Annotated in this window: 11 protein-coding genes and 2 pseudogenes; 7 read left to right on the forward strand and 6 right to left on the reverse strand. The window is 62.2% G+C overall.

The annotated features are described in order from the left end of the window. Positions 1 to 16: 16 nt before the first annotated feature. The 5 genes from tnpC to G455_RS0119510 form a co-directional block, all read right to left on the reverse strand. Positions 17 to 1,555: an IS66 family transposase gene (gene tnpC / locus G455_RS0119495; protein ID WP_028094227.1), complete on the reverse strand. Its 1,539-nt coding sequence runs from the start codon at positions 1,553 to 1,555 to the stop codon at positions 17 to 19. 79 nt (positions 1,556 to 1,634) lie between these two features. Next, positions 1,635 to 1,988: an IS66 family insertion sequence element accessory protein TnpB gene (gene tnpB / locus G455_RS26510; RefSeq protein WP_028094226.1), complete on the reverse strand. Its 354-nt coding sequence runs from the start codon at positions 1,986 to 1,988 to the stop codon at positions 1,635 to 1,637. Beyond that, a complete protein-coding gene (locus G455_RS26515; RefSeq protein WP_035366754.1) occupies positions 1,985 to 2,359 on the reverse strand; it encodes a transposase in 375 nt (124 codons plus the stop codon). Before G455_RS26515 ends, tnpB (G455_RS26510) begins: the two co-directional genes overlap by 4 nt. A 67-nt stretch (positions 2,360 to 2,426) precedes the next feature. Continuing rightward, on the reverse strand, positions 2,427 to 2,660 hold the full coding sequence (locus G455_RS26730; RefSeq protein WP_084437138.1) for a hypothetical protein: 234 nt from the start codon (positions 2,658 to 2,660) through the stop codon (positions 2,427 to 2,429). A 256-nt stretch (positions 2,661 to 2,916) separates the two neighbouring features. Beyond that, on the reverse strand, positions 2,917 to 4,704 hold the full coding sequence (locus tag G455_RS0119510) for a DUF927 domain-containing protein (protein WP_028095230.1): 1,788 nt from the start codon (positions 4,702 to 4,704) through the stop codon (positions 2,917 to 2,919). Between the two features lie 648 nt (positions 4,705 to 5,352). Between G455_RS0119510 and G455_RS27215 the strand changes: the two are divergent. The 3 genes and pseudogenes from G455_RS27215 to G455_RS24740 all read left to right on the forward strand — a co-directional run. Beyond that, a pseudogene (locus G455_RS27215) lies at positions 5,353 to 5,532 on the forward strand (transposase); the annotation flags it as partial. Further along, positions 5,529 to 5,885 (forward strand): IS66 family insertion sequence element accessory protein TnpB, encoded by a 357-nt coding sequence (tnpB, locus tag G455_RS0119515; RefSeq protein ID WP_268246089.1) that lies wholly within the window; start codon positions 5,529 to 5,531, stop codon positions 5,883 to 5,885. The pseudogene G455_RS27215 and the gene tnpB (G455_RS0119515), both read left to right, overlap by 4 nt. An 89-nt stretch (positions 5,886 to 5,974) precedes the next feature. Next, positions 5,975 to 6,712: pseudogene (locus G455_RS24740) on the forward strand (IS66 family transposase); the annotation flags it as partial. A 38-nt stretch (positions 6,713 to 6,750) separates the two neighbouring features. On the opposite strand, the gene glf reads toward G455_RS24740, so the two are convergent. After that, positions 6,751 to 7,923 carry a UDP-galactopyranose mutase gene (gene glf, locus G455_RS0119525; RefSeq protein ID WP_189658375.1) on the reverse strand — a complete coding sequence of 391 codons (1,173 nt, stop codon included), beginning with the start codon at positions 7,921 to 7,923 and terminating at the stop codon, positions 6,751 to 6,753. 193 nt (positions 7,924 to 8,116) lie between these two features. Between glf and G455_RS0119530 the strand changes: the two genes are divergently transcribed. The 4 genes from G455_RS0119530 (at position 8,117) to G455_RS24745 (ending at position 13,503) form a co-directional block, all read left to right on the forward strand. After that, entirely contained in the window at positions 8,117 to 9,244 is a 1,128-nt protein-coding gene (locus G455_RS0119530; RefSeq protein WP_028095233.1) for a hypothetical protein, read from the forward strand. A gap of 113 nt (positions 9,245 to 9,357) precedes the next feature. Further along, entirely contained in the window at positions 9,358 to 10,518 is a 1,161-nt protein-coding gene (locus tag G455_RS0119535) for a hypothetical protein (RefSeq protein ID WP_154664434.1), read from the forward strand. 5 nt (positions 10,519 to 10,523) lie between these two features. Next, on the forward strand, positions 10,524 to 11,669 hold the full coding sequence (locus G455_RS0119540) for a hypothetical protein (protein WP_028095235.1): 1,146 nt from the start codon (positions 10,524 to 10,526) through the stop codon (positions 11,667 to 11,669). A 55-nt stretch (positions 11,670 to 11,724) separates the two neighbouring features. Then, the gene (locus G455_RS24745; RefSeq protein ID WP_084437140.1) at positions 11,725 to 13,503 is read left to right on the forward strand and encodes a glycosyltransferase family 2 protein; all 1,779 of its coding nucleotides are present in this window, start codon (positions 11,725 to 11,727) and stop codon (positions 13,501 to 13,503) included. Positions 13,504 to 13,515: the final 12 nt, after the last annotated feature.

Here is a 13,515-nt window from a genome sequence, read left to right on the forward strand (position 1 = left end):
GTAAGCGGTGTGCCGATCACACGGTGGCGGCGTAATTCCACGGGAGCAGGTCGTTGATCCGGCTTTGCTTGTGGCCTTGGACGATGGCGGTGAGTGTGGCAGACAGCCATGCGTGGGGGTCGACGCCGTTCATTTTGCAGGTCTCGATGAGCGAGGCGATGGTGGCCCAGTTTTCGGCTCCGGCGTCATGGCCCGCGAAGAGGGCGTTCTTGCGGTTCAGGGCGATGGGGCGGATGGTGCGTTCGACGGTGTTGTTGTCGACCTCCACGCGGCCATCGGTGAGGAAGCGGCCGAGGCCGTCGCGGTATTTGGCGATATAGGTGAGCGCTTCGCCCAATGGGGACTTAGCCGAGGCCCGGGCGCGATGGGGCGTCAGCCAGTCATCGAGGCGCGCGAGGATCGGGGCGGAGCGATCCTGCCGAACGGACAGGCGGGTGACAGGGTCACTGCCGCGGATCTCGGCCTCGATGGCGTAGAGATCGCGGATGAGGGCCACGCCTTCCTCGGCAATCGGCGCGGATCCGGTGCGGGTGATCTCGATCAGCTTGCGACGCGCGTGCGCCCAGCAATAGGCGAGCTGGATGCCCGGACCGATCCTGTCCGCTGCGATCAGGCGGTTGTATCCGGCATAGCCGTCGACCTGCAGAATGCCGCCGAAGCCCTGCAATATCCGCTCGGCATGTTGCCCGCCCCGACCGGGGGCATAGGTGAAGACCACGCCCGGTGGTGACGTGCCGCCCCAGGGTCGGTCGTCGCGAGCCAGTGCCCAGAAGTATCCAGTCTTGGTCTTTCTCGCCCCCGGATCGAGGACTGGGACACGGGTCTCGTCCATGAAGAGCTTGGTGGACCGCTTCAGGTCCGCCATCAGCGCGTCGTAGACGGGGCGGAGTTCGAAGGCAGCGCGGCCAACCCAATCGGCAAGGGTGGAGCGGTCGAGATCGACGCCTTGGCGGCTGTAGAGCTGGGCCTGACGGTAGAGCGGCAGATGATCCGCATACTTGCTGACCAGCACATGGGCGACTGTGGCTTCGGTGGGCATCCCGCCCGGGATCAGCCGCGCAGGGGCCGCCGCCTGAACCACGCCATCGGTGCAGGACCGGCAGGCATATTTGGGACGGCGGGTGACAATGACACGGAACTGGGCGGGCACGATGTCGAGCCGCTCTGAGACGTCTTCCCCGATACAATGCAGGCAGCCGCCGCAGGCGCAGGTCAGACTCTGCGGCTCGATGACCTCTTCGATGCGCGGCAGGTGTTTCGGCAATGCACCACGGTTGGCGGCACGCGGTTTGGCGGGGCGTTTGGCGGCGCGATCCTCGGCATCCTCTTCGGCATGGATCACTGCCATAGCCGTTTCCAGGTCTTCCAGCGCCAGCTCGAACTGGTCCGGATTGCTCTTCTCCGATTTCCGGCCGAAGACCGCCTGCTTGAAGGCCGCGACCAGCTTTTCCAGCCGCGCGATCCGCTCGTCCTTGCGAAGGTCGCGCGCTTCCGCGGCGATCAGCATCGCCTTCAGCGCAGCAATTTCTTCAAGCAGATCAGCGGCATTCGGCATGGCCGGGTTTTACCAAACCGCCATGGCCTATGCCTCTGGAAAGAGCACGATGAGTCATCCTGCCGCAGCCTTGAACGGCTCATTCCACGGCTTCGGGGGCCTTCGCCGCGATGGCCCGAACCCGCCGCCAATCGAGCCCCGCAAACAGCGCCTCGAACTGCGCGTGGTTCATCACCATCAGTCCGTCCTTTACCGCAGGCCAGGTGAAGCTGTGCTCCTCCAGCCGTTTGTAGGCCATCACCAGACCGGTGCCGTCCCAGTAGAGCAGCTTCAGCCGGTCCGCCTTCTTGGCCCGGAAGACAAAAACCGTTCCGGTGAACGGATCCTTGCGCAGCTCGTTCTTCACCATCGCGGCAAGGCTGTCGTGACCCTTGCGGAAGTCGATGGGCTTCGTGGCAACCATGATCCGCACCCGGTTCGACGGGAAGATCATGAGCAGGCCCGCAGCGCCATAGCCAGTTCCGCAACCCGTGCCGCAGGCGTGGCTGCGTTCAGCCGCACCGTCACCGTCCCGACGATCAGATCAATCGACGCCGTCGTTGCCGCTGCCGCGACCGCCAGCGGAGACGCCACGGGCGCTGCAAACTCTGCCCCCGCAACCTCAGGCACCACCAGCTTGCCCTTCCGAGCCAGCGTCCGCCAGGACGACAGGTGGTTGGCCTTCAATCCATGCCGACGCGCCACCTCGTTCACCGTGACGCCTGGCACCAGCGTCTCCGCCACCATCCGGCCCTTCGCCTCGTCAGACCATCGCCGCTTGGCCGCCGGAGCCGCCAGAAGCTCCACAAACCCAACGGCCTCCATACTGCGCTCCCGATGGACTCCCAAGGACACCTCCCGTGCAAATCTCCACACAAGGGCGCATCGCAGATTACGGATTCAGCAGGAAGGTGGGAGCGGAACAGCGCTTACGATTTTGGTATTCGGGTGCCTCGTCGGACGCAAGCGCGCCGGGCGCGGAGCCTTCAAATTGCTCAAGCGCTCGGCGCGCTTGCTGCGGTGTTTGGTTGCCCAGCCCCTCGAGATCATCTGGCCACTTCCGCCGACCCGCAGTGGTGGAGACATCAGCTCCGCCCGACCGGAAAAACTCCACCGTATCCTCCATGGAGAAACTCCATCCCTGTTCCGAAACAGGCCCGGTTTCTCAGAAACTGCAGATCAGGAACAGGTGGGGGCCAGCTAACGCTTACTGATCACCTGTGCCGCGGTGCGCTCTGCCCTTCCGCCTGCCGCCGTCCCCGCGGCTCTAACAGGCTCGATAATATGGGATCCTCTGGTTATGTCCCTGTTATCGAGCTTCATGTAAGGTCGGCGTCGGCTCGGATCGCTGTCGAATAAAGCCGACCTGGCGCCGTCGCGGGTCAGGCGCCGAGGATGTCGGTGCGGATGCGGTAGACGCGGGGGCGCTGCTTGCCGAGGCCGGGCAGCCTGTACTGCAGGCTGTTGCGCTCCCCTCCCGGCTCCAGATAGCCCGCGGCCTGCAGGTGCTCTCCGGCGCGCCTGATGTCGTAGCCCCGATGGATCTCATCGAAGGAGGGCTTGAGGATGTAGAAGTAATCCTCGTCGCGATAACCGGCGGCCTCATGGCTCCGCGCGGCAGGCGCCTCGAGATTGTTCTGGTCGCCGTTCCGCAGGATGGCGAAGCGGCTGTCTCCGAACCGCTGCAGGTAGTCGCGCGTGATCTCGACGGCAGCCGTCTGATCAGTGGAGGTATCTGCGCCGCGATACTCGTACCATGCTGCGGCCACCCGTGCCACGGCGTCGGAGGCGGCGCCACTCGGCCAGCCGGTGATCTGCAGCTTTCGGGCGAACTCGCCTGCCGTTGCAATCAGCGCAAAGCGGTCCAGTACCCGCAGGATCTCGTTCCCCACCGTGCCGGCATCCAGGTCGAGCCGCCTCATCAGCTTCGCGATTTCTGTACGGTGGAGATTCTCGGCGATCGTTCGGATCGTCCCCGTGCGGTCCGCCACGATGAGGTTGCGGACAAAAATAGGCCCCGCATGGCCGCTGTCCCTGGGCGCAATGCACTCAAGCTCACGTGCGAAATCCTTCGAGGAGAGGAACCCGTGCAGGTCGTCGAACGCACCGTGGGTCATCCCCGTCACCGGGATGTCGATCATGCGGACACCTTGGCCACCGCGCAGAGAGTGTCCTTGGTCGCGCAGGACCTTGCGGACGGGCGTCTCCCCGGTGGACAGGATCGAAGCCCGCCATTGCTGACGTGCCTGGGCCTTGCCGGTCACCGTCGCGCGGTTCTTGCCCGCACCATTTGCGGCCGAATAGATGTCGTCCCCGAACCCTGCATGCGGCTCCCTGGGCAACTCGTCGAGGCCGATGAAAGTATCGTTCGCCTCGACAAGCAATCCTTGCAGGCCCGAGCTCGTCGACGTCCAGGAGAACTCCTTCTCGGCCGAGGGCCAGACCGACAAAGCGGCCTGAAGGATTTTTGTCTTACCGATTGATGTCGCGCCATGGAGGTGGAAGATTCCCCCGGTCCGGTTCGTGAGGGCGAGCAGAGGGCCGCTGAGGGCCAGCGAGATTCCGAAGATCAGGAAGGGGTTACCGAGGCAGAGAGCGGCGATGCCCAACTGCCAGCCCTCGAAGCTGCCGGCGCTGAAGCGGTTGACGGCCCCGGTGTAGATCATGGTCTCGTTCGTGCTGGTCGGCGCGATGATGCGCCCGTCGGCGAGGGCGAAGGCGGTGCAATCGCGATTCCAGCCCGCCTGATCGAGGCGCATGGCGTAGCGCCCTGGCGTCCAGGACTTGAGGAAGGTGATCAAGTCATCCCGCTGCCCATGGATCTGCATCCCACAATCGGCAAGCTGCGCGATGGCATCAAGTGGCTTAGCTTCGATCTCCGCATGCGGCAAGACGCATTCGATCACGCGCTGGTCGGGTGTCAGGACTTCCACCAGGCGCGCCCAGCCATGGCCATCGGGATCGCGGACCAGCGCGGTGACGCGCAGGGGAGAGCAGACCGCCATCCCGGGCTTACCGTACCGATCGCTGATGTGGATTTTGCGGTGCGCCAGCAAATAGGGACGCGGCAGCTTTGCGCGGAGATCGCAGAGGAAGCGGTCAGCGGTGGAGAGTTCCGACGTCTGCGGTGTGCCGGTGGTGGCCAGGTTCGGGGAAGGGGTCTGAGTCATGGGGCGTCCGTTTATTGTACTGCCCCGAATGTCGGGCAGGGGGTCGCAAATCGCAAACAGAGGCTGTCGGTTATCCACATATTCCGCTTGCGGTGTTTGCCGTCCAACCGGGACGCGGTCAGTTGGTCAACGGAAGTTTGGGAAAAGTCATTTAGTATCAATAGCGTCCAAGCGTCCATTGGACGAAGGGAGGATACATCCTCTGAAAGACCGTCTAATGAACATTTAAATGGCGTTACACCTGTTACACCGTTACAAGTCACTTATAATACTAATAAATAAAGGAAAAAGGCGTAACGCACCGTGTAACGCAGGCGCACTCCGCGTTACATACATCTACTTTCTAACATATTTATCTTTTCTTCAGGGAGAGTGGCCGAAGGCCGCTAGGGGGCGGTTCGTTGATGAGGGGAGGGCGAGGTTGGAGCCATCACAGGGCGCTCGCTCTTTGCGGATAGGACCCGTAGGGCCAAGGCGCAGCTAGCTCACATCTGAATGCTGCGGAGCCAGAAAGGTGCGCCGGTCTCCGGCCATAGACCCTTCTGGGATCGTAACCGCCCGGTTGAGGCCGCCTGCCTGACGGTGGCGCACCAAGTTAAGACACGTACATAACGACGTCGTTAGCGACGTGTCTTATCGGGAGGAGCCATGCTGGGCGAGGTTCTGGGTGTCGAACGGCGCCGTCGCTGGAGTGACAATGAGAAGCTCGAGATCGTGCTGGAGGTCGGCATCGGCGGGGCCTCTGTGACGCAGGTAGCGCAGCGTCACGAGATCACGCGCTCACAGATCTATGGCTGGCGGCGGGTTCTGAAGAAGAAGGGCCTTTGGTCTCCGGATCGCGGTGCGGTCTTCCTGCCGGTAGATTCGGTCCGGGCACCAGGGTCCGCGTCTACCTGGCGTGTGGCGCGACCGACATGCGGAAGGGTATCGCAGGGCTCTCCTCCATGGCACAGGACGTGTTGCGCCAGAAGCCGACCAGCGGTGCGGTCTTCGCGTTCCGCGGCCGCCAAGGGGATCGGCTGAAGCTGCTCTACTGGGATGGCCAAGGCTTCTGCCTCTACTACAAGGTCCTCGAGCGCGGGCGCTTCCCTTGGCCGAACACCGAGGCCGGGGTTGCGCGACTAACCTCCGCGCAGTTGGCGATGCTCTGGGAAGGGATCGATTGGAGGCGCCCGGACTGAGGCGCACCACCGGCACGGGTCGGTTAGATTATCCGTTTGAATCTCCTTATTTTATTGGCCTCACCGACCTGTTCATGGTATCTGTCGGCATGTCCGATCGTGCCGACATTCTTTCCGATGACCCTGCGGTCCTGAAGGCGATGATCGCCGCGCTTCAGGCAGAGAATGCGCGCATATCGGCCTCGCTTCAGGCCCACGAACAGCTGGTCCAGGCACTGCGTTTGCGGATTGCCAAGCTGCAGAAGCGGGCCTTCGGCAAGTCCTCGGAAAAGATCGAGCGCGAGATCGCCCAGCTGGAACTGGCGCTCGAAGACCTGCTGATCGCGGTTGCTGAACAGCGCGACGGCGCTGTCGAGGACGATGAGCCTGCTGCGACGGATACGCCTGCGGCCAAGGCAAAGCCCCACCGCCGGCCCCGCGTGTCGGAGGAGACGCCCCGCGAACGGCGCGAGCTTGACCCCGGCACTTGTTGCCCCGATTGCGGCGGAGACCTGCGCGTAGTGGGCGAGGATGTCAGAGAGTTGCTCGATCTCATCGCCGCACAGATAAAGGTCATTAAGAGCGCGCGGGTGAGGAAGTCTTGCCGCCGGTGTGAAAAGATGGTGCAGCCTGCCGCCCCGAGCCGTTCGATCCCGGGCAGCATGGCCGGTCCGGGGCTGCTGGCCCAGTTCCTCGTCTCGAAGTTCGACGACCATCTTCCGTTGTATCGTCAGCACGAGATCTACGCCCGCATGGAGGCCGACATCCCCGGCAGCACGCTTCTGGACTGGTGCGGCCGGGCCATGAAGGTGCTCGCCCCTGTCATCGAGCGGATCGAGGCCGACATGTCAACGGCGCGGCCCTCCCCCGCGTTGCCTGCCCCGCCTCAGAGCGGCGCGACGAAGAAGGCCGGCACCTTTTCGCCCGCTTCCAGGCACTGAACGAAGCCGCGCGCGGTATCGAGCGCCTCGCGGATGGTCACATCCATGTCGAGATAGCGATAGGTGCCCAGCCGGCCGACGAAGGTCACGCCCGAGGTCGCCTCGGCCAGCTTCACGTAATCGCTGAGCAGCGCCTTCTCCTCGACCTGACGGATCGGGTAATAGGGGATGTCCTCAGGCTCCGCCGCGCGGGAGAATTCACGATAGAGCACCGATCCCTCGTGGCTTTCCCAGGGGGTGAAATGCTTGTGTTCGGTGATCCGGGTATAGGGCACCTCGACCTCACCGTAATTCATCACCGCGCAGCCCTGATAATCGCCATCATAGGTGAAGCGTTCGAAATCGAGCGTGCGATAGCCCAGCCGGCCGAGTTCATAGTCGAACCAGCCATCGAGCGGGCCCGAATAGAAGACGTGATCGTAATCGCCTGCCTCGGCGCGGTCGAAAACAGTCTCTAACTTGACGGTGATGTTCGGGTGATCGAGGATTTTTCCGATCAGCGCGGTATAGCCGTTCTCCGGCATGCCCTGGAATTTGTGAAAGAAGTAATTATCGTCATAGTTGAAGCGCACCGGCAGACGTTTCAGGATCGAGGCCGGCAGCGCGCTGGGGTGGCAGCCCCATTGCTTCATCGTGTAGCCCTTGAAGAAGGCCTCGTAGAGATCCTTGCCGACAAAGCGCATCGCCTGATCCTCGAAGGTCTGTGGATCGGTAATGCTGGTATCGGCCTGTTCTTCGGTGATGAACTTATGCGCCTCGTCGGGCCGCAGGGTCTTGCGAAAGAACTGGTTGATGGTGTGCAGGTTCACCGGCAGCGAAAACACGCCCAGTTCGCCTTCCGGATCGCGCGAGGTGGTCTTCACCCGGTTCTTGTAGGGCAGGAAGGTCTCGAAGCCGTTGACATAGTCCCAGACCTCGGCATCGTCGGTGTGGAAGATATGCGGGCCGTAGACATGCACCATGACACCAGTGTCGGCATCGCGCTCGGTATGGCAATTGCCGCCGATATGCGGCCGGCTGTCGACCACGGTGACCTCATGGCCCGCCTCGGCCAGATGCCGCCCGATCACCGCCCCCGAGAGCCCCGCTCCCACCATCAAAAACTGTCCCTTGGCCATGCCGGATATCCCCTGCCCCAGAAGTCGCAAATCAATCCCGGACAGTTACACGCAGCCTCCGCGAAAGCTCAACCGGATAGGGCGGAAACCCGGCCGATTGTGACAACAGACACACCCTGCGGCCAGTCGCCCAGATAGACGTTGCCGGGATGATGGCTTAAGCATGATTCTACGTTCAGACATGAGGCCTCAAGTGACCGCAGCCGTGACATCTCCCGACACCGAAGGCACCCCGTCCCGTAGAACTCTCATCTTTCACATCGGTGACCAGAAGGCCGGCTCGACCTCGATCCAGAATGCCTTTGCCGCCCGCCAGATCCGGTTTCCCGGTCATTCGGTCATCTATCCCGGCCAACTGTCGCACAATTACCTGCCCAATCATTTCACAGCCTTCGACAAGACCGGGAAGCTCCTTTCCAGCCAACCTGGCCGCCCCAATATCGAGAAACTGTCCAAACGGCTGCGCGAAGCCGATTTCGACTTTACCCTGCTCTCGGGGGAACAGTTCGAAAGTCTGGACCCGAAGTTGGTCCAACGCGTGCTGGCAACCGGTTTCGATGGCGTTTTCGACGACATCCGAGTGATCTGCTACCTGCGCCCTCATGCCGCCCGCATCCCGTCCAGCTTCGCCGAAGCCGTCAAGATCGGGAATTTTCAAGGCGATCTCGAACAGTTTCACCAGAAGACCCTGCAGCGCCAACGCTTTCTCTACGCCCCCCGCCTCCGGAAATGGAAAGCCGCCTTCGGCGATAAGCTGATCGTGCGTCCGATGATCCCGAGCGAACTGCGAAACGGCTCTATCCTGGAGGATCTGGTCTTTTCCGCCATGGGACCGATCCCTGTCGAACTGGCCGAGACCCCACGCGCCAACGAGACACTGGGGATCGAGGATCTGATGCTGCTGGACCTGCTGCAATCCCATATCGCGAAACGGCACAAGACCGCCCCTCATCAAATGGTCGGGCGACTGGCCGCCAGGTTGATCTCGGCCTCCCCACGCCCCGGCGGTAGCACGAAGATCCGGCTTCACCGCGCGCTGGCCGAGGAACTGAGCGCCGTGTATATTGACGATGCACGCGCTGTGGACGCGGAATTCATGGAAGGACGTCCACTGTTCGAGACGGATCTCCTGACCGCCCCCGAGCGGGCAATAGCCGAGGCTCAGTCCTTCAACCGCGCAGAATATTTTTCCGCCGACGAGCTGCACAACATCGAGGTTCTGGCCCGCATGATCGCTGAAATGCTAGACAAGGGCGACATGTCCTGGAACAGCTTTTTCAGGCAGAAGAGGGTTGAAGAACTTTCTTTCAAAGCCAGTTAGTTATCAATATATCCAGTTCGCCATCGAAATAACCAGACAAGCTGCACAAATTGCCCTCCGGCCCCGAATGCCATAGACAACCAAAATTTCTAACAGGATTGGACCCAGACCCGATGCCTACGACAGTTATGTCCGACCGTACCGAAGAACGCTCGTCCGGCGACCGTCGCAAGACCCTGGTTTTCCATATCGGCGACCACAAGACTGGCTCGACCTCGATCCAATATGCCCTCGCCGCCAACCGGGTGCAGTTGAAAGACCGCAGCCTGTTCTATCCGGCCAAACTGAACCACAACATGCTGCGCCCGCATTTCGAGGCCTACAGCAAGGCCGAGGACTCCGAGGCGCGCGCCAAGGCGATCCAGGTCTTTCGTAGCCTGGGCAACCAGCTGCGCAAATCCGACGCCGATTACTGCGTGATCTCTGCCGAAGGCTTCGAACTGGTCGATCCTTCGATATTCCGCGATGTTCTGGAAACCTATTGGAGCACCGGAGACGAGGATATCCGCATCATCGGCTATGTGCGCCCACACGCAGCCCGGCTGCTTTCGGACTTCGCGGAACGGACCAAGATCGGCGGCCCCAAGGTGATGGAGGGCGACCTGTCGACCTCGGTCGAGGTCATGAGCCGGGAGGGACGTCTGCCCTATCTGCCCCGTTTCTCGGCCTGGCGCGCGCAATTCGGCGATCGTTTCATCCTGCGCCCGATGATCCGCGACCAGCTGCTCAATGGGGATGTGGTCCAGGATTTCATCGACCAGTCCTGTGACGGAAACGGTTTCGAGATCACCGGGAGCGCCCAGGCCAATGAATCCCTCGATCTGACCGACCTGATGCGACTGAAGGTTCTCCAACAGCATTGCATCGGCAAACCGGCCAAGCTGCGCCATACCCTGGGCTGGGAATTCGCCCGGGTGGTCGGGCAGATGCCCCCCCCCGCGCAACGATCGAAACTGGCTCTGCACAGGGATCTGGCCCAGCGGGTCCACCAGATGTATATCTCCGATGCCCGAGCCATGGATCAGGAATTCTTCAACGGCACCCCCTTCCTCGAGGCGGAGCTGGACGAGGCCCTGGCCACCGCCGTAGAAACGCCGCAATCGGTGGATCCGGAGGATCATCTTTCCGAGGCGGAGCTTCGCGGGCTGTCCATCCTGTCCGAGATCATGGCGGACATGTTCAGAAATACCACCGGTGCATGGCCTGAGTTCTTTCAGTCCAAGCGCATCAAAACTATGCGCCGGGCCGGTAAAGCAACGGAATCCAAGAAATAACCTTGATGAAAGTCATTATCTATTTCGGCCATCACAAGGTCGGCTCCACCGCGCTGCAAAGCTATCTCTACCGCAACCAGCTGGCCCTGATGCGCCAGGGGCTGCTCTACCCCGGGGTCGAAAGCGAAAGCCTGCTGCACCTGACCGCCGAACTGCTGGGCGCCCGCGACGACCTGTCCGAACCGCAGGCGGCCCGGCTGACCGCGGCGGCCCTGTCGCAAGCGCCGTCGATGAACGTGCGCGAACCGCATAACGCCATGGCCTTCCAGATGCTGGCCCAGGCCTCGAAGGGACGGGTGCCGAAATGGCACGTCGCCCTGCCCGGGGTACCGCAGATGATCCGGGCGCTGCGGATGCAGGAAAAATACCTGCTGCCCGAAACCGTGGTGATCTGTTCAGAGGTGATGTCAAATTTCGGCCTCCACCACCCCGAACTGATCGACCGGGTGCGCGAAATCTATCCCAATGCCGATCATCAGCTCTATTGCGTGCTGCGCCGGCCCGACGAATATCTGATCTCCTGGCACGCCCAGCGTCTGCGCTTCGGCGACAAGGTCGCCGCGCTGAGCGACGGCGCGGCCCGGAAATATGCCAATACGATCCACTTCGAATATCGCAAGACGGTGGAGCCCTGGCTGCAGAGGTTCCCCGAGGCCCCCTTCCATCTGCACAATTATGCCGATGTGTTGAAATCCGGCGGTTCGGTCGAGGATTTCTTCGCAACCAATGCGCTGGACATGCCCGCCGGCACGGAACCGCCGGGGCGGGCCAACGAAAGCCTGCCACGCGCCGCGATGGAGATCGCCCGGCGCGGCAACCACGATCTGGCGCCGGGGGAGGCTGCCGCCCTGCGGCGATATCTGCTGAACAGCGGCGACGACGTTAAACCGATCCCCAACAAGGAGATCGAGATGTATGGCGCAGCGCTGCGGGCAGAGCTTCTTGAACGGTTCACCCCGATTCACGACTGGCTGTCAAAGATCACCGGCCAGGCTGCCTTCTTCCCCGACCTCGACGAAATGGCCCGCTGCCGTCCGGTCTCCGAAGCCGAGGCCTCGGCCGATTTCCTCGCCCAGATCCCGCTGAAAGCGCTCCCCGGCGAGACCCTGCGCGATTATATCCGCGCCCTGCGGCAGGAGGCGGTTGCATAGCCTGCCATGGCGAAGAACGCGGCCCGAGCGCTCTTTCTTGTTCTAGGATTTCCAGATGATCACATTACAGAATTTCCTCAGCCCCGACCCCGCCATCTGCACCGAACATGAGCTCTATTTCCACACCACTGGGGAAACCGGCTTTTCCCAGCGTGACGGCACTCTATGGATCGGACATGGCGGTACGGTCCGGTGGGATACCTATTTCAACCTCTTCAACCTCGGCAAATGGCATCAGGCCTGCCGCCTGGACGGGCTTTTCGCCGAATTCCACGGCGAGGGGCGGGTCGAAATCCGCCTCGTTCAGGCGATCCCCGGTCAGTCCTGGGAAATCCTCAGCTGCGAGATCGTTACGCTGGAGGACGGCTCCCCCTATGTCGCCGACCTGTCGCATTATGCCGAACGCACGACCCAGGGCCTGATCTTCGCCGAGATCCGGGCGCTCGACCGCGACGGCGCCACCCTGACCGGCGGTCGCTTCGCAACGGCCGACAGCGCCGCCCCGGCCCTCCTGCCCCGGCTGGCGGTCTCGATCACCACCTTCAAGCGCGAAAAGCAGGTGCGCCAGACCGTCACCCGGCTGGACGCCTTCCTGCAGGATTTCGATTACGGCGATCAGGTGCATGTGCAGGTGGTCGACAATGGCCAGAGCGCCGAGATTGCCGCCTCGAAGCGGATCACCCCGATCGCCAACCCCAATTACGGCGGCGCCGGCGGTTTCGCCCGCGGCCTACTCGAGGCGGAAAAGGCCGACTGCAGCCATTGCCTGTTCATGGATGACGATGCGTCCTTCCATATGGAGAACATCGCCCGCGCCTATGTCTTCCTGATGCTGGCGCATGATCCCAAGGCGGCACTGGCCGGGGCGATGATCACCAATACCCACAAATGGGCGCTGTGGGAAAACGGCGCCTGGTTCGACGGCTCCTGCCATCCGCTCTATTGCGGCACCGACCTGCGTGCCCCCGATGCGGTCTTCGCGATGGAATTCGACAGCACCGGCAAACCGCGGCCGACCACCTACGGCGGCTGGTGGTTCTTCGCCTTCACCATCGCTGAGGTGAAACACCACCCCTTCCCCTTCTTCGTGCGCGGCGATGACATCAGCTTTTCGCTGATGAACGATTTCCGCATCTACACGCTCAACGGCGTAGTCTCCTTCCAGGATGATTTCGCGGAGAAGGAAAGCGCCCAGACGCTCTATCTCGATCTGCGCAACCACCTGATCCATCATCTCGTCTCCGACGATCTGGCGCGCAGCCCGCTGGGCACCGCCAAGGTGGCGCTCCGTTTCATCATGCGCAGCTTGGTGAAATTCCATTACGAAACCGCCCGTGCCCAGCTTCTGGCCTGGCAGGATGTCATGAAGGGCCCCCATTTCTTCGATGAAAACATCGACATGGCCGCCCGCCGAGCCACCATCAAGGAGATGATGAAGACCGAAATTTGGCAGGAGATCGACCCGCAGGCCCTGCCCGAACGCCGCCGGCTGACGCGGCGCTCGCGCCGCTGCCGCGAACGCTTGGGCTATCTGACGCTGAACGGCCATCTGATGCCCTTCTCGGAAAAACGCTGGGACAGGATCGTGCTGGACATCGCCGATCGCGGCATCGTCTTTCCCGCCCTCGGTGCGTCTCAGATCACCTATCTGAACACCAACCGCGACAAGGGCTATACGGTGCGCCAGTCCAAGCGGGAATTCTTCACCATCTGCCGCGAGATGTATCGCACCCTGCGACAGTTCCTGAAGGAACACGAGCAGATCAAGGCCGCCTACCGGCGCGGCTATCAGGAGATCACCACCCGGGACTATTGGGAAAAACGGCTGGGCTGAGACCCGCGGGGC

The sequence above is a fragment of the Pseudodonghicola xiamenensis DSM 18339 genome, from assembly GCF_000429365.1.
Classification (GTDB): Bacteria; Pseudomonadota; Alphaproteobacteria; order Rhodobacterales; family Rhodobacteraceae; genus Pseudodonghicola; species Pseudodonghicola xiamenensis.

What these genes read in the sequence shown, in the direction of transcription:
- G455_RS0119540 (WP_028095235.1), top strand. Translation starts at nt 10,524, where the DNA reads ATGAAAGTCATTATCTATTTCGGCCATCACAAGGTCGGCTCCACCGCG.
- tnpC (WP_028094227.1), bottom strand. Translation starts at nt 1,555, where the DNA reads ATGCCGAATGCCGCTGATCTGCTTGAAGAAATTGCTGCGCTGAAGGCG.
- G455_RS0119510 (WP_028095230.1), bottom strand. Translation starts at nt 4,704, where the DNA reads ATGACTCAGACCCCTTCCCCGAACCTGGCCACCACCGGCACACCGCAG.
- G455_RS26730 (WP_084437138.1), bottom strand. Translation starts at nt 2,660, where the DNA reads ATGGAGGATACGGTGGAGTTTTTCCGGTCGGGCGGAGCTGATGTCTCC.
- glf (WP_189658375.1), bottom strand. Translation starts at nt 7,923, where the DNA reads ATGGCCAAGGGACAGTTTTTGATGGTGGGAGCGGGGCTCTCGGGGGCG.
- G455_RS24745 (WP_084437140.1), top strand. Translation starts at nt 11,725, where the DNA reads ATGATCACATTACAGAATTTCCTCAGCCCCGACCCCGCCATCTGCACC.
- G455_RS26515 (WP_035366754.1), bottom strand. Translation starts at nt 2,359, where the DNA reads ATGGAGGCCGTTGGGTTTGTGGAGCTTCTGGCGGCTCCGGCGGCCAAG.
- tnpB (WP_028094226.1), bottom strand. Translation starts at nt 1,988, where the DNA reads ATGATCTTCCCGTCGAACCGGGTGCGGATCATGGTTGCCACGAAGCCC.
- G455_RS0119535 (WP_154664434.1), top strand. Translation starts at nt 9,358, where the DNA reads ATGCCTACGACAGTTATGTCCGACCGTACCGAAGAACGCTCGTCCGGC.